Raw genomic sequence first — 16,534 nt, 5'->3', positions numbered from 1 at the left:
GTCCTGTCGAGCGAGCGCTGGGGCGGGACGGGTGGTTCAGGGAGACGTGGGTTGTGGCGCGTTGCGTTTCCCGCGTGCGGCGTTTTGCAGGGCGCTTGCGAGGCTGCCGGTGCCCGGTTCGCGTGCTGCGTACCCGACACTGGCCGGGATGCCCTGATCCGCCAGATATTGTTGCAGTGATCGGGCGCGTTCCGCGAGCGACGGGTTCTTCATCTCGCTCGCGAGCAGGGCGAAGCGGCCGCCACCCAGGCGTCCGATCCGGTCGGTGGGGTGTGCCCGCTCCTGCAGGGCGAGGATCGCCCGCACCAGTTCGGTGTCGTCGTGGCCTTCGGCCCCGTCGGAGGACAAGCCCTCCGGAAAGAAATCCAGCGCGATGATCCCGGCGGGTTGTCCGAGCCGCTGGCATCGGGTCTCTTCGGCCTCCAGCGCGAGCTCCCATCCGTGCCGATTGAGGACCCCGGTCAGCGGGTCGCTGTGCACGGACAGGGCTGTGTGCTGGCGCAGGCGGTCCAGGACCTCGGCGCGCTGGCTCAGGCGCAGCACGTGGCTCAGGGATTCGGCCAGGGCGCGGATGACCGGTTCGTGGCGTTCGATGGCGGGATCCACGGGCTCGGGGTGCAGACCGCACAGGGTGCCGAACAGCTGGCCTTCGGCGTCGTGCAGGGGGAATCCCACGTAGCAGCCGATGGCCGCGATGTCATTGATGGGGGCACTGGCGTAGGCGGGCACGCTGCGCGCATCGGCGGCCACGTTCGGCCCCTCGCCGGCGTGCATGTGGACACAGTAGGAGTGCTGCCAGCTGAACGCGGCACCCGGATGGAAGCGTGGGGCCCGCCCGCGTGTGTGCAGGACGATCCAGTCGTCGGCCTCGACTCGCGTCAGCATCCAGATGTCCAGTGGGACCAGGGCCTGCAGCGCGTTCAGGGTGGCATCGACGGCACCGGAGAACTCGTCGGCCAGCGGGGTGGCCAGCGTCGTGTCGGACATGGTAGCGGTCGCGTGCGGTGGGTTCGGGGCTGGCATCCTACAGACGCGGCAGATCGGGATGCGACACCTGGCCGCCGTGTACATGCTGGCGCCCGAACTCGGCACAGCGTGCCAGGGTGGGGACGGCCTTGCCGGGATTGAGCAGGCCCAGCGGGTCGAACGCACGGCGCAGGTGGTGAAACTGTTCGAGCTCCGGGGCGGCGAACTGCACGCACATCCCGTCCAGCTTTTCCACACCGACGCCGTGTTCCCCGGTGACGGTGCCGCCGACCTCCACGCACAGCTCGAGGATCTGCTGACCGAAGGTCTCCGCGGTCTCCAGTTGTCCGGGCTGATTGGCGTCGTACAGGATCAGCGGGTGCAGGTTGCCGTCGCCGGCGTGGAACACGTTGCACACCCCCAGGCCGTGCTCTTGTGACAGCCCGTTGATGCGTTCCAGCACGGTACCGAGCTGGTGGCGCGGGATGGTGCCGTCCATGCAGTAGTAGTCCGGCGAGATGCGGCCGGCGGCGGGGAACGCCGCCTTGCGCCCGGCCCAGAAGCGGGCACGCTCGGCATCGTCGCGGGCGGTGCGCACCTCGGTGGCGCCCAGGTCCAGCAGTTTCTTGCGCACGACCATGATGTCCTCCGAGACCTCGGCATTGGTCCCGTCGAGTTCGCACAGCAGGATGGCCGCCGCGTCGGTCGGATAGTCGGCATGGACGAAGTCCTCCGCCGCGCGGATGGCGGCGTTGTCCATCATCTCGAGCCCGGCCGGGACCAGCCCGGCAGCAATGATCCCGGCCACGGCACGCCCGGCCGATTCCACGTCGGCAAAGCTGGCGAGCAGGACCTGGGTGCGTTCCGGGCGTGGCAGCAGGCGGACGGTGACCTCGGTGACAACGCCCAGCATGCCCTCGGAACCGACCATGAAGGCGAGGAGGTCCAGGCCGGCGGTATCCAGGGTCTTGCCGCCTAGCCGGATGGTCTCGCCGTCGAGGGTGACGATCTCCAGCCCGATGACATTGTGCACGGTCAGCCCGTACTTGAGGCAATGCACGCCCCCCGCGTTCTCGGCGACGTTGCCGCCGATGGAGCAGGCGATCTGCGAGGAAGGGTCGGGGGCGTAGTATAGGCCCTGGGGTGCGGCGGCTTCGGAGATCGCCAGGTTGCGCACCCCCGGCTGCACCACGGCACAGCGATTGTCCGCGTCGATCTCGAGAATGCGGTTGAAGCGGGCCATGGAGAGCAGCAGTCCGGTCTCGCTCGGGAGTGCGCCGCCGGACAGCCCCGTGCCCGCGCCGCGCGGGATGATCGGCACCCCGTGTTCGCGGCAGACCCGCAGGCAGGTCAGGAGTTCTTCCCGCGTGCGCGGAAGGGCGACCGCCCCGGGGATCTGGCGGTAGGCAGAGAGACCGTCGCACTCGTAGGCGCGGCGTTCCGCGGTCTCGGTGACCAGGGCGTCGGCGGGCAACGCGTTCGCCAGGGTCTCGATGACCGTGGCCAGTGCCTGCGTGGCGGTCTCGGTCGGGTCGATGGACGGATGTGCACTCATGGCTTCGATGGTAGGGACCTGCTGGGTACACGCGATGTGATCGCATAAACTGTAGGCCTTTTCCGCGAACCGGGCATGTGGTGTGGACAGGTCGGGTTTCCGGTCTGGCCGCGGCCGCCGGGCTGTGCGGGGTGGGCGTCTCCGGGCTCGGTGCCCGTGGACGCCACGGGGCCGCGACCGTAGACTTCCCCGTCGTTCCCGCAACCCCGTACTGGAAAGCCGTCATGCTTGATATCCGCAGCCTGCGTCAGGATCTGGATGCGACCGCCACCGCGCTCGAGCGTCGGGGGTACACCCTGGACCGCGAACGTTTCGAGGCCCTGGAGGCGCGGCGCAAGGCCTTGCAGGTGCGCACCCAGGAGCTGCAGGCCGAGCGCAATACCCGCTCCAAGGGCATTGGCCAGGCCAAGGCCCGGGGCGAGGACATCGAACCGCTGAAGGCCGAGGTCGGGCGCCTGGGCGACGAGCTCAAGCAGTGCGAGACCGACCTGCACGGGGTGCAGGAGGAACTGGACGCGCTGTTGATGGGGATCCCCAACCTGCCGCAGGCGGATGTGCCGGACGGCCTGGACGAGAAGTCCAACGTGGAAATCCGGCGCGAGGGTACGCCGGCGGATTTCGACTTCACGCCGCGGGATCACGTGGATCTGGGTCTGCCGGGCGGCTGGCTGGATTTCGAGGCGGCCGTTCGTGTTGCCGGGTCGCGGTTTGTGGTCATGCGCGGGGAGATGGCCCGGCTGCACCGGGCGCTGACCCAGTTCATGCTGGACCTGCACACCGGCTCGCACGGCTACCAGGAGACCTATGTGCCCTACCTGGCGAATCCCGAGTCGCTGGAGGGCACCGGCCAGTTGCCGAAATTCGACGCGGATCTGTTCTCGGTGGACTGTGATCAGCGCTACCGCCTGATCCCCACGGCCGAGGTCACGCTGACCAACCTGGTGCGGGACCAGATCCTGGAGGCCGACGAGCTGCCGTTGCGGATGGTGGCCCATACCCCGTGCTTCCGCTCCGAGGCAGGCAGCTACGGCCGTGACGTGCGCGGCCTGATCCGGCAGCACCAGTTCGAGAAGGTGGAGCTGGTGCAGATCGTTCGGCCCGAAGACTCCGATGCGGCGCTCGAGAGCCTGCTGGGGCACGCCGAGGCCGTGCTGCAGGCACTGGAACTGCCCTATCGCGTCATGCTCTTGAGCGCTGGTGACATGGGCTTCGCCGCGGCGCGCACCTACGACCTCGAGGTCTGGTTGCCGGCGCAGGATGCGTACCGCGAGATCTCGTCGTGCTCGAACTTCGAGGCCTTCCAGGCCCGGCGTATGCAGGCGCGCTTCCGGCCGAAGGCCGGCGAGCGTCCCGAGCTGGTTCACACCATCAATGGCTCGGGGGTCGCGGTGGGGCGCGCACTGGTCGCGTTGCTGGAGAATCATCAGCAGGCGGATGGCTCCATCCGGATCCCGGAAAAGCTGCGTCCGTATCTCGGGGGAACCTCGGTGCTGGAGCCGCCGTCCGAGTAGCAGGCCCTTTTGGAAAACCGCCCACGTGAAACGCCCGTCTTGCCGAATTTGCCATCCCGGCCTGCTGGCCGGTCTCGCGCTGATGATGCTGGCGTGGATGCTTGTGGCGTCGCCCGTGCCGGCGGACGAGGGGGCCGGGGCGGATGAAGGACTGGTCTTCGACGACACGCCGCGGCCGATTGGCCTGCATACGCCGGACTGGTTCGAACTGAGTTTCCTGGACCTGCGCGAGGACCTGGACGATGCGGTCGAGCAGGGCAAGATGGGGCTGGCGGTCTACTTCGGCATGGACGACTGTCCCTACTGCGAGGCGCTGTTCGACAAGAATTTCGCGCAGGACGACATCCGCGAGTATCTGTCGGCGCATTTCAATGTCGTCGCGATTGATGCCCTGGGGACGCGGGAAGTTACCGATCTCGATGGCGAGACCTGGATCGAGCGGCGCTACGCGGCCGAACAGCGGCTCAACTTCACCCCTTCGATTGCCTTCTACGACGAGGAGGGCGAGCGCATCCACCAGATGCGTGGCTACTACCCGCCGTATCGTTTTCGCGCGCTGCTGGAGTACGTGATTGACCGCCACGACCGGGAGGGGGGCTTCCGCGACTACCTGGACCGGGCCGACCCGCCGCCGAAATTTGACCTGGACGACATCAACCAGCGCGACTTTTTCGCGAACCCGCCGTATGCGCTGGATCGCAGCCGGATCCCTGCGGATCGGCCGCTGGTGGTGTTCTTCGAGCGCGAGGCTTGCCATGCCTGCGATATCCTGCATTCCGAGCCGCTGCAACAGGACGAGGTGCTGGAACGCATCGCGCTGATGGATGCGGTGCAGCTGGATGCCGACGATGCCGATACCCCGGTGCTGACGCCCGGCGGGGAACGCACGAACCCGAAGGAGTGGGCAGCGGCGCTGGATATACACTGGGCGCCGACCCTGATCTTCTTCGACGAACAGGGTGAGGAGATCATCCGCATCGACTCCGTGGTTCACCTGAATCGATTGCGCAACGTGATGGACTACGTGCTGACGCGGGGCTACGAGGAATACCCGACCTTCGAACGCTGGCGGGCGCAGCAGCCGGCGCGTCCCTGACGACACCCCGAACCGAGGAAACTGCCCCTTGCATTTCGAACGTGATTTCGTGATCCGCAACCGCGAGGTGCTGGAAGGCATCGTGGCCCGTTCCCACCGCGTTGCGCTGGGGATCTTCGTGCTGACCTTCGGGGGCTACGGTATAGCGGTGTGGCTGTGGTTCCAGGACAACATGTGGGGTGCCCTGGTGGTGGCGACCGTCAGCTATCTGGTATTCCGCCAGTTCCGGATGCTGGCGCTGGGGGTGGCACGCATGCCGCTGCGGGGCGACCCGCAGGCGGTGGAGGCGCTGCGGGCGATCGACGTGGCGCTGGAACAGGACAAGCCGCACCCGGTGCTGGCCGAGGTCGAGGCGCACCTGCGCGCGCTGGAAGACGAGCCGCCCGCCGCCGCTGATCGGCCCACGGATCGGGCCACAGCCGGGCAGGACGATACGGACAAGGGGTCGGGCAAGGGCGACTAGGAGCTGTCGAGTTCGGGCGCCCGGCGGCGGCGCCTCAGAGTTCGACCGGCACGCCCAGCTTCTGCTCGATCACGCGCACCAGGGTCGCGTGCAGGTCTTCGCCGTTGCGGTCATCGATCCAGGCACCTTCCTCCTCGGAATAGCCGAAGTGGGCCGGACCCTCGGGGGAGGACAGCCAGATCTGCTCGGCGGCCTCTTGGCGGTTCAGGATGAGCTGGGCGCCGTCGTCGAATTCGATGGTCATCACGCCGTCGATCAGGTCGATATCCAGGTCGTCCAGCGCGCTCTGGTCGCTCAGGCGGGTCTGGATGTCGTCCAGGGCTTTCTCGGCGAATACGGCGAAGGAGGTCTGGCTCATGGGGCGCTCGGTCCGGTGGTGAAGGTTGGGGTCAGGCAGGGCGCGATTATAGGGAGACGCTGATTGAATCGCACGTCCGCGCTCGAGTCGCTTTTGCGTGCGAACAAGGCGCGGTGACTGCCGTGCAGTCACTCTGCACAAGGGAACCGCAACGCCGTTCCCACGCAAAAGCGGCCGAGCCCCTGCTTTCAATAGCTTGTGGGGTTGGAGCCCCCTGTTCCCCGATCCTGCGTTGCGCCGCTTGCGGGTAGAACCACTACCCGCTGCACGACGCGCCTTGTCTCGGAAAACAGGGGGCACCAACGCGGACGTGCGATTCAATCAGCGTCTCCCTAGGTCAGCCGCGCCAGGCAGCAATGGCCAACCCCGCCCAGCCGAGGATAAAGGCCGTCCCGCCGAGTGGCGCGATGGCCCCGAGGATGCGGGGCGCCCCGAGTGCGAGGGCGTACAGGCTGCCCGAGAACAGGAGGATGCCGATCACGAAGGCCACCGCGCTGGCCGCGGCCCAGGCGTTGGCCAGATGCGCCCACAGCGCGGCGACCAGCAGCAGGGCCAGGGCGTGGATGAAATGGTACTGAACGCCGGTGTGCCAGGTCGCCAGCGCGTGCTCCGAGAGGCGTTCCTGGAGGGCGTGGGCCCCGAAGGCACCGAGCACGACCGCAATGCCGCCCAGCAGGCCGGCGATGACGATCAGGGGGCGAATCAGGGGCTCGCCGGCGACCATCAGGCGTCGTCGCCCATCTCGCTGTCGATGTCCTGTCCGGCGACCCAGCCGTGTTCCCGGGCGCGCTCGATCGCTTCCTGGTGGATGCGTTCATGGCGTTCGCGCAGTTCCGGCGGGAGATTACTGATACGCAGGTCGTACTTGTCCCATTCGGCATTGACCTGGTCGTGCAGCATCTGGATGCGCGAGACATCCCAGCCGTCGCAGGTTTCGGTTTCCGGGAGGATGCCGAATACCCAGGCATCACGGATGAAATTGCCGATGGGGGTCATGCCGCCGTACATGTCGTTGTACAGGCCGACGTAGGTGCGGTTGGAACGGTTGGGTCCTCTCATGCCGCATAGTGTAGGGGTGACTTGCGTTCAGGCAAAGCGTTTTCGCCGGTGGGCGAGAAAAACGGAGATCAGGGTGCAAACCGGGAACGATTCACTGACGCGGGTGCGGATCCGCGCGCTCATGAAACTGATGGTGCTGGGGGCCGCCTTGCTGCTGGTGGGGGTTATGCTGCGGTACGCGTTTTCCGGGTCGGTGGATACCCGCGGCGACACCCTTCGGGTGGACCTTGCGGAGATCGCGCCGGGCGAGGCGGGGCGCTTTGTCCACGGGAACCGGCATGTCCTGGTGGTGCATCGTGATGCCGCCTGGCAGGCCGCACTGGCGGATGACGAGGAGCTGGTGGACCCGGCGGCGCGCCGGGGCCAGCAGCCGGACGGGCTGGACCTGCCGCTGCGCAGCTTCCGCCCCGAATGGCTGGTGGTGATCGGCGAGGGGACGGACCTGGGCTGCGAGCTGGACCTGGTGCACCCGGAGGAAGCCGATGGCTGGAGTGGCGGGTTCGTCGATCGTTGCCGGGGCGGACGCTATGACGGGGCCGGGCGGGTCTACGCGGATCAGAACGCCCGCCGCAACCTGCCCATCCCGGACTACCGGTTCGCGGGGGAGGACCGGCTGATCCTGGGCAGCCCCTGAAACAAGCGAGGAGCGATATCAGGAGGTCGCGGCGGTTGCTTCGGCGGGCCCGGTGGCTGAATAGAGGTCGAAGCGCACGCTCTTGCCCTTGACGCTGGCCAGTGGCGCGTCCGGTCCGAGTGCCGGGGCGTGCAGCGGGCGTTTTACGATCACGCGGCGCTCCACGCGGCCGCGCAGGGTGGCCAGGGTCTGTTCGGCGTCGGGGTCGGCCGTATCCGCCATCAGCGCCTGGATCAGTTGCATGTCCTTCTTGACCGCGGCGCGTTTGGCGCGCTCCGGGAACATGGGGTCGAAGACCGCGGCCATCGGGGGCGGGCTCACGGCCGAGGGGTCGGCGCCGCCCTCGAGCAGGGTGATGCGCTGGATGACGGGGGCCAGATCCGGGTGGGTTGCAGCGCGCGCCAGGGCATCGGCCAGCAGGCGATACACCACGGGGTGACGTTCCCAGGCGGTCACGCGAAAGCCGTGCGCGGCCAGCAGCAGGGTGTCGCGCCCGAGACCGGCGGAGGCATCCAGTACGTGGCCGTCGCGCGGGAGCTTCCCGAAGGCGCGGATCAGGCCTTCGCGCTGATGGCCGGCATGGGCCAGTCGATAGCCCTGGCGTCCGGCCGCGAAGTCGAGGTGCAGTCGCAGCGCCGGCTGGACGTCCTCGCGGATGAGCTGAAGGCCGTGATCGCCCGTTTCCAGGACCAGCCGCGCCTCGCCGCCGTGCCGGTAGCCGCGCGCCTCGAGGGCCTTGCGCAGTGTGTCGGCAGCGCTGTCGTGCCCGGGAGCCGCACGTACGGTCAGCACCATGGGGTCAGTAGTGCGGTGGGGGTGGTTCGGCGCCTTCGGGCCCGCCCCCGCGTTCCTCAAGCTCACGCAGGCGGTCGCGCAGCCACTGGACCTGCCGGCTCAGGTCGGCATTGGCCTGCTGCAGTTCCATCTGGATGCGGGCCTGCTCCTCCTGGGTGTATTCCTGGTGGGCCAGGCGGATCTCTAGGTCCTCGATTCGCTGTTGCAGGGCTTCGGTGTCCATGTGTGTCATTCCACCACGTTGCGGGGTGCACCGCTTGCGAAGCCGCGGATATTGGCTGTGACTTCGTCAATTACGCGTTGTCGGGCGCTACGGGCGGCCCAGGCGGTGTGGGGTGTGAGGACGAGGTTCGGGAGGTCGTTTGCCAGCAGGGGGTGAGCCGGCGGCGGGGGCTCAGGCTCCAGGACGTCGATACCGGCACCGCCGAGATGGCCGCTGCGCAGATGGCGGGCCAGCGCGTGGGGCTCGACCAGCCCGCCGCGGGCGGTGTTCAGCAGCAGGCTGCCGGGGCGCATGCGCTGGAGGGCGGCGTCGTCGATCAGGTGCCGGGTCGCGGGCGTGAGAGGGCAGTGCAGGCTGATGACGTCGCACTGGCCGAGCAGGCGTTCCAGCGGTACGCGACCTTCGTTCGCCTCGCGAGCGGGGTCCTGGCTCTCGGCGACCAGGACCTCCATGCCGAAGGCCTCGGCGACCCGGGCGGTCGCTCTGCCGAGCACGCCCCAGCCGATAATCCCGAGACGCATCCCGGCCACGGTGCCGATGGGGTGGTCAAGGAGGCAGAACTGGTCCGAGGCACTCCAGCGACCGGCGCGGACATCGGCGCGGTAGGCATCCAGGCGGGTGACCAGCGTCAGGAGCAGGGCGAAGACATGCTGCACCACGGAGTCGGTGGCGTAGTCGCGGGCGTTGCTGACGACGATGCCCTGTCGGCGGGCGGCGGCCACGTCGATATTGTTGAAGCCGGTCGCGGCGGCGCAGATCAGTCGCAGGCGGGGAACGGCGGCCAGCAGGTCGGCATCCAGCTCGACCTTGTTGGTGATCACCACCTCGGCGTCCGCGATGCGTTCAGCGCGCTCGTCGGGACGCGTGCGGTCGTGGAAGGTCCAGTCAGGCAGGCAGGTGCGGAGTTCGGTGAGGTCGAGATCGTCCCGGTCGACTGTGTTCAGGTCGAGAAAGACGCCGCGCTGGAGCTGGGTCATGGGCCGAATTCCCCGGGAGTCTGTGACAAGGGTGTCCAATGAAAAGGGCCCCGCCATGCGGGGCCCTTGAACGTGTTCCTGCGGTTGGCGCCGGACCTTTAGTTGTCACCCATGAAGGCGTGGAACAGGTTCAGCAGGTGCAGGAACATCACGTAGAGGTTGGCGTACAGCGAGACGGTCATCACGATGTAGTTGGCCTCGGGGTCGTGAATCATCCGGCTCGTGTCGAACAGGATGGCCGCCGACAGCAGCAGGACGACCGCTGCAGAAATGGCCAGCGAGAGTGCCGGGATCGCCAGGAACAGGTTGGCGACGATGGCCAGCAGGGCCACGATCAGGCCGACGACCAGGAAGCCGCCGAGGAAGCTGAAGTCCTTCTTGGTGGCGAGGGCGTAGCCGGAGAGCGTGACGAACACGATGGCCGTGGCGGCGAAGGCGTTGCCGACGATCTGCGGGCCGTTGGGCAGGCCCAGGTACATGCTCAGGATGGGGCCGAGGAAGAAGCCCAGCACGCCGGTGAAGGCGAAGGTCAGGACGATGCCCAGTGCCGAATTGCGGGCGGCGTGGATGGCGAACGGGCCGCCGATCAGCACGCCGAGCATGATGATCCAGTGCACCGGCGGCGCATTGACCGCCATGGCGATGAACGCGGTCACCGCGCTGAACGCCAGGGTGAGCGACAGCAGCATGTAGGTCTGCCGGATCACCTTGTTGGTGGAGATGGTCTCGCTGATGGAGCCAGTGCTGGACGGGTTGCGACTCGAGCGGACGATCTGGTCTCGGGACACGGGTCAACTCCTCAATGGATTCGAATGAGCCACAGTGTAGCGACAAGCGCGCCCGGTTGCAGTGTTTCCACAGCCGGTCCGGGAGATCCGTCCGGCCGTGGGACAACGGGCGCTGGCCTCCCCTACTTGATGGGTTCGCCGACCTTTTCGGAGATCGTCTTCACGGCGTGATCGGTGGACTTGAAGATGTTGTCCTCGCCGATGATCTCGTCCAGCCCGGTGCGCTGCATCACCTCCATGACCTGCGCCTTCACCCCGGCGAATACCAGCGTGATCCCGCGCGCCTTGAGGCGATGCACCAGCTGATGGATGACCTCTTCGCCGGAGGCATCGATCTCGTTGATGCCCTTGCCGACGACGATCAGGTACTTTGCCTGCGGGTGCCGTGCCACGAGGTCGAGCACTGCGTCTTCGAAATACGGCACGTTGGCGAAGTAGAGCGAGCCGTCGAAGCGCATCATGCCGACCTTCTCGTTGGTCTCCAGGCCATAGCGCTGGGCCTCGCGCAGGGTGCCGTCCTCGTAGCGGGCCAGCTCCGACACGCGCGGCTGCATGGTGCGGTACAGGTAGAGCACGATGGCCAGGCCGGCACCGGTCAGGATGCCGTAGTCCAGGTTCGGGGCCATGGCGAGCGTGGCGATGAAGGTCACGATCGCGGCGGCGCCGTCGTGCTTGTTGGCCACCCATGCGTGCTTGATGGCCTTGAAGTTCACCAGGCCGGCCACCGCCATCATGATAATGGCTGCGAGGACCGCCTGCGGCAGGTGATAGATCAACGGAGTCAGGAACAGCAGCGCCAGGCCAATGATCACGGCGGTGAAGACCGACGAGAGTCCGGTCTTCGCGCCGGAATTCAGGTTCACGGCCGAGCGGGAGAACGAGCCGCTGACCGGGTACCCCTGGGTGAAGCCACCCGCGATATTCGCCAGGCCCTGGCCCATCAGTTCCTTGCTGGGGTCCAGCCGCTGGCCGGTCCGGGCCGCCATGGCCTTGGCAATCGCGATGGCCTCGGTAAAGCCCACCAGGGCAATGACGAAGGCGGTGGTCAGGAGTGTCGTGAACGTGCCGAAGCTGATCTCCGGAATCGAGAAGCCGGGAAGGCCCTGAGGCACATTGCCGACCACGGCTCCGCCCCCGTTCAGGTGCACGGTGTCGTCGCCCACACGCTCGATGCGCCAGGCAGCCCGGTCGGCGCGCTCGCGTTCGGCGTCGGTCAGGTGTTCGTCGGCAATGAAGCGGGCGGGTTCGTCATCGGTGCCGGGCACCCGTCGCAGGGTGAGGTCGCGGATCTCGTCGCGCATGGCCGCCAGTTCGGGGCGCAGTTCCTCGCGCTCCAGGCGCAGCTGGTCGGCCTCGTGGCGCAGGCGGACGGCCTCGGCGCCTTCCTGTTGTTGCAGTTCGGCCTCCAGGCGTCGGATCTGATCGTCCAGGTCGGCCAGGCGGGCGCTTTCGCGCTCGATGTTCTGGGCAAGCGTCAGTACCTCGGCCGGGGCGATCTGCTCGATGGAGGTCTCGGCCTTTTGTTCATAGCCCATCGCCCAGCTCGCGAGGATTGCCACGACCACCGCGACCAGCACGCCGGGGACCTTGGGCGTAAAACGCTTCATCGCGACCATCAGGGCGATCGCACCAACCCCGAACGCAAGGGTTGGCCAGTGCACGCTGCCCAGTTCCATGAGCACGCCCCAAAGACCGAGCATGAAATGGCCGCTGGTATCGATCGGCACGCCCAGAATCTTGTTCACCTGAGACAGGGCGATGATGATCGCGGCCGCATTGGTGAATCCGACGATGACCGGATGCGAAATGAAGCTGACCAGCGCCCCCAGCTTGAACAGCCCCAGCAGCAACTGGATCACGCCAACGATGAACGCCAGGGCGATGGCGAGCATGATGAATTCGGAAGACCCTTCGGCCGCCAGCGGTATCAGTGCCGAGGCTGTCAGCAGGGAAACTACCGCCACCGGGCCGGTCGCCAGCTGATTCGAAGAGCCCCACAGGGCGGCCACCATGACAGGAAGCAGAGAAGCGTACAGCCCGTAGACCGGCGGGAGCCCCGCCAGTTGCGCATAGGCCATGGACTGCGGGATCAGGACCAGGGCGACCGAGATCCCGGCGATGAGATCCGCGTTGAGGGTTTGCTTGGTCGGGCGCCAGCCGAGAAAGGGAAACACTCGCAGCAGGATCGGATTCATCGGGTCACTCGCTTGGCCAGTTCGTGAGAAACGACGACGGCCGAAACCAGGGCTGGGGCGCCGGAAGGTATTCCGGGGCGGGGCGTGCCAGGGCCGTCGTCACAGAACTGGCAGCCGGAGCTGGGCCCGCTGGAGGTTCGCGGGCGTAAGCGGGAAAACGGCGCCGATTATAGTGCCTTCAGTCATTTTCTTCTATCTAACTTGTTCTATGTGAAACATGTTAGAAGGGCTATGTGTGGGGTGCGGGGAGGGTGCGGCGAGTGGGGAGGGGGAATGGCGGGGCCGGGGGGAATGGCGGAGAGGGAGGGATTCGAACCCTCGAGGGGCTTTCACCCCTGCCGGTTTTCAAGACCGGTGCAATCAACCGCTCTGCCACCTCTCCGAGGTCGGGCATTGTCTGGTACGGGGCCCGGGCTGGCAACCGGTGGGCGCGCTACGTGGCCTGGCGGCCACGAGAGGGAGGGATGGATTCGGCCCTGCGGGCCTCACCCTTCGGGCGTTGCCTGGCGGCAACGTCCTGCGGCTGCTGCGCCGCCTTGTCGAACCCTCGAGGGGCTTTCACCCCTGCCGGTTTTCAAGACCGGTGCAATCAACCGCTCTGCCACCTCTCCGAGATCGGGCATTGTCTGGTACGGGGCTCGGGCTGACAACCGGTGGGCGCGCTGCGTGGCCTGGCGGCCGCGAGAGGGAGGGATGGATTCGGCCCTGTGGGCCTCACCCTTCGGGCGTTGCCTGACGGCAACGTCCTGCGGCGGCTGCGCCGCCTGGAGCCAAGGATCGCGGGGAAATGCGGCACGTAATGCTTGACGTTCGGGCGCGCGAACCCTAATCTTGTCCGCGTTCCGGGCGGTTAGCTCAGCGGTAGAGCACTGCCTTCACACGGCAGGGGTCACTAGTTCGAACCTAGTACCGCCCACCAGATTCGGATCACAGGAAAGCGGCCTCGGGAAACCGGGCCGCTTTTTTTGTGCCTGTGAAGTGGCGAAGCCGAATCGCCGGCCTGGATGGCACGGTTACCCGGTTTGCCATGCCGGGCGCGTTGAACCATCACCTGCGGTGACGTTCGGGCATCGCTGCGCGCTGCCAGTCGAACCATCGTTTTCGATTCCTCGGCTTCGAATCCTGAAATCGCAGGGGCTAAACATGCAAAAGGGGCCACTTGGGCCCCCTTGCTTGAATCTGGCGGAGAGGGAGGGATTACTCGGCGCGGTGCGCCTCGCCCTTCGGGTCGTCACCTGCGGTGACGTTCTGGCATCGCTTCGCGCTGCCAGTCGAACCATCGTTTTCGATTCCTCGGGTTCGAATCCTGAAACCTCAGGGGCCAGACATGCGAAAGGGGCCACTTGGGCCCCTTTGCTTTGATCTGGCGGAGAGGGAGGGATTCGAACCCTCGGTACGCTCGCGCGTACAACGGTTTTCGAGACCGCCCCGTTCGACCGCTCCGGCACCTCTCCGTATTTGCTGAACCGGGCGGGGTCGAGCCGCCACGGCGGAGCGAATCCTAGCAGATTCGGCCGGGCGAGCGGTAGCGGCCGCCGGGGATGCCTATGGCATCAGGCGGGTGATTTCCCAGTCGCTCCCGACGCGGTGGTACTGGAACCGGTCGTGCAGGCGGTTGGCGCGCCCCTGCCAGAACTCGAACAGCTCCGGTTGCAGGCGATAGCCGATCCAGGCGGGGTCGCGCGGGATGTCGCCATCCGGATACTGCTGTTCCAGCGCGCGTACGCGCTGCTCCAGTTCGTCGCGGTTCGCGACCGGGTGGCTCTGGGTGGAGGCGGCGGCGGCGAGCTGGCTGCCGCGTGGACGCTGATGAAAATACTCGTCGGCGAGATCGGCGGGCAGGGCGGCGACGGGTCCCTCGATGCGGATCTGGCGCTCCGTTTCCGGCCAGTAGAACAGGAGCGCGGCGCGCGGGTTCTCGTTGAGGTCCTGGCCCTTGCGGCTGCGCGAGTCGGTGTACCAGGCAAGCCCGTCGGCATCCACATGCTTCAGGAGCACCGTGCGTGCGGACGGCTGGCCATCGGCATCGGCGGTGGCGAGGATCATGGCGGTCGGGTCGGGGTTGCCGGCCTCGCGCGCGGCCTCCAGCCAGTCGTTGAGCAGGCCGAGCGGGTTGGCCTGAAGGTCGCTGCGACGCAGTTCCGCGCGGGTGTAGTCGCGGCGGGTGTGGCGGTGGTCGGCGGTCGTCATGAGGGGCCTCGTGCTTGAGCGAGAGGCGCCCATCATACGGCGGCGCGCCGGATTCGGAAATTTGTCGCGGTTTCGCTGTCACACTGGGGGACGATCACAGAACGCAAGGAGCATACGATGGCCGAGCCGATTATCGCCGCAGTGGAACCCCGGGGTGTGGAGCTGAAAAAGGGCGAGGAGTACGCCTTCTGCCGCTGCGGGCGTTCGCAGGATCAGCCGTTCTGCGACGGTTCGCACCAGGGGACGGGCATCGAGCCTCTGGTCTTCACCGCGGAAGAGGATGGCGAGGCCTACCTGTGTCAGTGCAAGCAGTCCGGGAACCTGCCGTACTGTGACGGGACCCATGCGCAGTTCGAGGCCGATGCAGTCGGCGGGCCGGCGAGTGCCGCGGATGCTGACACCGAGGGCGAAGCACGTGACGCCGAGCCCGGGGATCGGGCGCCGAGCCCGCGCAACAGTGAGACGGAGCCGCATGTCGAGTGGATCCACGCGCTGGCGCGGGATGGACTGGAGGGTGTGGGACGACACGGGACCACGGTCGCCATGGGGGTCCCGCGGGACCGGCTGCCGAGCTGGGACGGGATGCAGTTGCTGGCGGCACAACTGGCCACGCGGCCGCTGGACGAGGGGGCCGAGATCGGGACATCGCTGGTGATCGGGCCGGAGGCGAAACGGCCGCTGGAGCTGAAGATTCCGTTACTGGTGTCGGATATGAGCTTCGGCGCGCTGTCGCGGGAGGCGAAGATCGCCCTGGCGCGCGGGGCCGAGCGTGCAGGGACGGGCATCTGCTCTGGCGAGGGCGGCATGCTGGATGCGGAGCAGGAGGAGAACTCCCGCTATCTGTTCGAGCTGGGTCCCGCCGGGTTTGGCTATTCCGAAGCGGTACTGGACAAGGTCCAGGCGTTTCACTTCAAGGCCGGGCAGGCGGCGAAGACCGGTGTTGGGGGTGTCCTGCCGGGGAGCAAGGTGAGCGACGAGATCGCGCGGGTGCGCGGGATCGAGGCCGGCCAGGATGCCCATTCACCCGCGGCGAGCGCGGACCTGCAGACGCCGGCCGATTTCCGTCGCTTTGCCGACGCGGTGCGCGAGAAGACCGGCGGCGTGCCGGTGGGCTTCAAGCTCTCGGCCAACCACATCGAGGCGGACCTGGCGTTTGCCCTGGAGGCCGGGGCCGATTACCTGATCCTCGACGGCCGCGGAGGTGGCACGGGCGCGGCACCGGCCCTGCTGCGCGACCACATCAGCGTGCCCACCATCCCGGCGCTGGCCCGCGCGCGTCGATTCCTGGACGCGAACGGGGTCTCCGGTCGCGTGACACTGCTGGTGACGGGCGGCTTGCGCACCCCGGCGGACTTCGTGAAGGCCCTCGCGCTGGGGGCCGACGGTATCGCCCTGGCCAATTCGGCGATTCAGGCGGTGGGCTGCGTGGGCGCGCGGATGTGCCACACCAATCAGTGCCCCAGCGGCGTGGCCACGCAGGATCCCGCCCTGCGCGCCCGGCTGGATCCGCAGGAAGGAGCGGAACGTCTGGGTCGGTTTCTGGAGGGCTCCACGGAGTTGATGAAGGTGCTGGCGCGGGCCTGCGGGCATGCCAGCCTGGAGGACTTCGGGCCCAATGACCTGACCACGTTCGATCGCGACCTGGCGCGGCTGGCCGGTATCCAGTACGCGGGTGTGCTCGAAGGCAGTTGATAGCAGATGGTACTGCCCGGAGCTTGATCTGG

At 67.3% G+C, this 16,534-nt stretch carries 16 protein-coding genes, 4 tRNA genes and 1 other RNA gene; 6 read left to right on the top strand and 15 right to left on the bottom strand.

The annotated features are described in order from the left end of the window. Nucleotides 1–36 precede the first annotated feature (36 nt). On the bottom strand, nt 37–987 hold the full coding sequence (locus D105_RS0103415) for a diguanylate cyclase domain-containing protein (RefSeq protein ID WP_018877492.1): 951 nt from the start codon (nt 985–987) through the stop codon (nt 37–39). 37 nt (nt 988–1,024) lie between these two features. Next, nucleotides 1,025–2,521, bottom strand: coding sequence for an FAD-linked oxidase C-terminal domain-containing protein (locus tag D105_RS0103410; RefSeq protein ID WP_018877491.1), 1,497 nt, complete (start codon nt 2,519–2,521; stop codon nt 1,025–1,027). Between the two features lie 224 nt (nt 2,522–2,745). Here D105_RS0103410 and serS point away from each other — a divergent pair, with 224 nt between their 5' ends. From serS to D105_RS0103395, 3 genes are all read left to right on the top strand, one after another. Continuing rightward, entirely contained in the window at nt 2,746–4,032 is a 1,287-nt protein-coding gene (gene serS / locus D105_RS0103405) for a serine--tRNA ligase (RefSeq protein WP_018867027.1), read from the top strand. Between the two features lie 82 nt (nt 4,033–4,114). Further along, nucleotides 4,115–5,128 carry a thioredoxin fold domain-containing protein gene (locus D105_RS0103400; protein WP_018877490.1) on the top strand — a complete coding sequence of 338 codons (1,014 nt, stop codon included), beginning with the start codon at nt 4,115–4,117 and terminating at the stop codon, nt 5,126–5,128. Between the two features lie 28 nt (nt 5,129–5,156). Further along, nucleotides 5,157–5,591: a hypothetical protein gene (locus D105_RS0103395; RefSeq protein WP_018877489.1), complete on the top strand. Its 435-nt coding sequence runs from the start codon at nt 5,157–5,159 to the stop codon at nt 5,589–5,591. 34 nt (nt 5,592–5,625) lie between these two features. Here the strand turns inward: D105_RS0103395 and cyaY are convergent, their stop codons facing one another. The 3 genes from cyaY to D105_RS0103380 form a co-directional block, all read right to left on the bottom strand. After that, on the bottom strand, nt 5,626–5,949 hold the full coding sequence (gene cyaY, locus D105_RS0103390; RefSeq protein WP_018867024.1) for an iron donor protein CyaY: 324 nt from the start codon (nt 5,947–5,949) through the stop codon (nt 5,626–5,628). A 337-nt stretch (nt 5,950–6,286) separates the two neighbouring features. Beyond that, nucleotides 6,287–6,673, bottom strand: coding sequence for a DUF423 domain-containing protein (locus D105_RS0103385; protein WP_018877488.1), 387 nt, complete (start codon nt 6,671–6,673; stop codon nt 6,287–6,289). Beyond that, on the bottom strand, nt 6,673–7,008 hold the full coding sequence (locus D105_RS0103380; protein ID WP_018867022.1) for a hypothetical protein: 336 nt from the start codon (nt 7,006–7,008) through the stop codon (nt 6,673–6,675). Before D105_RS0103380 ends, D105_RS0103385 begins: the two co-directional genes overlap by 1 nt. A gap of 73 nt (nt 7,009–7,081) precedes the next feature. Here D105_RS0103380 and D105_RS0103375 point away from each other — a divergent pair, with 73 nt between their 5' ends. Next, on the top strand, nt 7,082–7,642 hold the full coding sequence (locus D105_RS0103375; protein WP_018877487.1) for a hypothetical protein: 561 nt from the start codon (nt 7,082–7,084) through the stop codon (nt 7,640–7,642). A gap of 18 nt (nt 7,643–7,660) precedes the next feature. Here the strand turns inward: D105_RS0103375 and D105_RS0103370 are convergent, their stop codons facing one another. From D105_RS0103370 to D105_RS15020, 7 genes are all read right to left on the bottom strand, one after another. Beyond that, a complete protein-coding gene (locus D105_RS0103370) occupies nt 7,661–8,437 on the bottom strand; it encodes a class I SAM-dependent methyltransferase (protein ID WP_018877486.1) in 777 nt (258 codons plus the stop codon). Between the two features lie 4 nt (nt 8,438–8,441). Further along, nucleotides 8,442–8,660 carry a SlyX family protein gene (locus tag D105_RS0103365; protein WP_018877485.1) on the bottom strand — a complete coding sequence of 73 codons (219 nt, stop codon included), beginning with the start codon at nt 8,658–8,660 and terminating at the stop codon, nt 8,442–8,444. Between the two features lie 5 nt (nt 8,661–8,665). Beyond that, nucleotides 8,666–9,637 carry a D-2-hydroxyacid dehydrogenase gene (locus D105_RS0103360; protein ID WP_018877484.1) on the bottom strand — a complete coding sequence of 324 codons (972 nt, stop codon included), beginning with the start codon at nt 9,635–9,637 and terminating at the stop codon, nt 8,666–8,668. 98 nt (nt 9,638–9,735) lie between these two features. Beyond that, the gene (locus D105_RS0103355) at nt 9,736–10,425 is read right to left on the bottom strand and encodes a Bax inhibitor-1/YccA family protein (RefSeq protein ID WP_018877483.1); all 690 of its coding nucleotides are present in this window, start codon (nt 10,423–10,425) and stop codon (nt 9,736–9,738) included. Between the two features lie 122 nt (nt 10,426–10,547). After that, nucleotides 10,548–12,620 carry a SulP family inorganic anion transporter gene (locus tag D105_RS0103350; RefSeq protein ID WP_018877482.1) on the bottom strand — a complete coding sequence of 691 codons (2,073 nt, stop codon included), beginning with the start codon at nt 12,618–12,620 and terminating at the stop codon, nt 10,548–10,550. Between the two features lie 292 nt (nt 12,621–12,912). Next, nucleotides 12,913–13,002 (bottom strand) — tRNA-Ser (locus D105_RS0103345). Between the two features lie 69 nt (nt 13,003–13,071). Further along, nucleotides 13,072–13,231 (bottom strand) — tRNA-Ser (locus tag D105_RS15020). 233 nt (nt 13,232–13,464) lie between these two features. Between D105_RS15020 and D105_RS0103340 the strand changes: the two genes are divergently transcribed. Beyond that, nucleotides 13,465–13,539: transfer RNA gene (locus tag D105_RS0103340), tRNA-Val, on the top strand. Nucleotides 13,540–13,800: 261 nt separating this feature from the next. On the opposite strand, the gene D105_RS14470 is transcribed toward D105_RS0103340, so the two are convergent. The 3 genes from D105_RS14470 to pdxH form a co-directional block, all read right to left on the bottom strand. Further along, nucleotides 13,801–13,931, bottom strand: a non-coding RNA gene (locus tag D105_RS14470) — RtT sRNA. Between the two features lie 53 nt (nt 13,932–13,984). Further along, nucleotides 13,985–14,074: transfer RNA gene (locus D105_RS0103335), tRNA-Ser, on the bottom strand. 91 nt (nt 14,075–14,165) lie between these two features. Then, a complete protein-coding gene (gene pdxH, locus D105_RS0103330; RefSeq protein ID WP_018867016.1) occupies nt 14,166–14,810 on the bottom strand; it encodes a pyridoxamine 5'-phosphate oxidase in 645 nt (214 codons plus the stop codon). A gap of 117 nt (nt 14,811–14,927) precedes the next feature. Here pdxH and D105_RS0103325 point away from each other — a divergent pair, with 117 nt between their 5' ends. Further along, nucleotides 14,928–16,502: a glutamate synthase-related protein gene (locus tag D105_RS0103325; protein WP_018877481.1), complete on the top strand. Its 1,575-nt coding sequence runs from the start codon at nt 14,928–14,930 to the stop codon at nt 16,500–16,502. Nucleotides 16,503–16,534 lie beyond the last annotated feature (32 nt).

This window comes from Thioalkalivibrio sp. ALE28 (assembly GCF_000377425.1).
Taxonomy (GTDB): domain Bacteria; phylum Pseudomonadota; class Gammaproteobacteria; order Ectothiorhodospirales; family Ectothiorhodospiraceae; genus Thioalkalivibrio.
The sequence above is the reverse complement of the archived record's forward strand: the minus strand, read 5'-3'. Positions and strand labels throughout refer to the sequence as shown.

Bases quoted from the DNA above. Each gene is read 5' to 3' on its own strand.
- cyaY (WP_018867024.1), bottom strand. From the start codon at position 5,949: ATGAGCCAGACCTCCTTCGCCGTATTCGCCGAGAAAGCCCTGGACGAC.
- serS (WP_018867027.1), top strand. From the start codon at position 2,746: ATGCTTGATATCCGCAGCCTGCGTCAGGATCTGGATGCGACCGCCACC.
- pdxH (WP_018867016.1), bottom strand. From the start codon at position 14,810: ATGACGACCGCCGACCACCGCCACACCCGCCGCGACTACACCCGCGCG.
- D105_RS0103365 (WP_018877485.1), bottom strand. From the start codon at position 8,660: ATGGACACCGAAGCCCTGCAACAGCGAATCGAGGACCTAGAGATCCGC.
- D105_RS0103350 (WP_018877482.1), bottom strand. From the start codon at position 12,620: ATGAATCCGATCCTGCTGCGAGTGTTTCCCTTTCTCGGCTGGCGCCCG.
- D105_RS0103380 (WP_018867022.1), bottom strand. From the start codon at position 7,008: ATGAGAGGACCCAACCGTTCCAACCGCACCTACGTCGGCCTGTACAAC.
- D105_RS0103415 (WP_018877492.1), bottom strand. From the start codon at position 987: ATGTCCGACACGACGCTGGCCACCCCGCTGGCCGACGAGTTCTCCGGT.
- D105_RS0103360 (WP_018877484.1), bottom strand. From the start codon at position 9,637: ATGACCCAGCTCCAGCGCGGCGTCTTTCTCGACCTGAACACAGTCGAC.
- D105_RS0103370 (WP_018877486.1), bottom strand. From the start codon at position 8,437: ATGGTGCTGACCGTACGTGCGGCTCCCGGGCACGACAGCGCTGCCGAC.
- D105_RS0103325 (WP_018877481.1), top strand. From the start codon at position 14,928: ATGGCCGAGCCGATTATCGCCGCAGTGGAACCCCGGGGTGTGGAGCTG.
- D105_RS0103400 (WP_018877490.1), top strand. From the start codon at position 4,115: ATGATGCTGGCGTGGATGCTTGTGGCGTCGCCCGTGCCGGCGGACGAG.
- D105_RS0103410 (WP_018877491.1), bottom strand. From the start codon at position 2,521: ATGAGTGCACATCCGTCCATCGACCCGACCGAGACCGCCACGCAGGCA.
- D105_RS0103385 (WP_018877488.1), bottom strand. From the start codon at position 6,673: ATGGTCGCCGGCGAGCCCCTGATTCGCCCCCTGATCGTCATCGCCGGC.